The following is a 233-nucleotide window of genomic DNA, read 5'->3' as shown; positions in this document are numbered from 1 at the left end:
AATCCATACCAAATTTAATCTTACTCATAGCTAATGCAGCAGGAATTCCCTTCCCAATGACATCTGCAACGGCAAAACTCATAGTTCCATCATTATGATCAATTAAGTTAAAATAATCTCCACTTACATTTTGAGCAGCAACTGAAATAAAGCCAATGTGTATACTATAAAACTGAGGAATATCTTTTTTTAACATAGTTTGTTGTAGTCTAGAAGCTAAATCAATTTATTTA

Annotated in this window: 1 pseudogene; it reads right to left on the bottom strand. The window is 30.9% G+C overall.

The features are described from left to right. Positions 1 to 226, bottom strand: a pseudogene (locus tag Q4528_RS16365) (PP2C family protein-serine/threonine phosphatase); the annotation flags it as partial. Positions 227 to 233 lie beyond the last annotated feature (7 nt).

Origin of the sequence: Staphylococcus pasteuri (assembly GCF_030547725.1) — a bacterium.
In the GTDB taxonomy this organism is placed as follows: domain Bacteria; phylum Bacillota; class Bacilli; order Staphylococcales; family Staphylococcaceae; genus Staphylococcus; species Staphylococcus pasteuri.
Note: the sequence above shows the minus strand (reverse complement) of the source record. Positions and strands in the feature narration are given on the sequence as shown.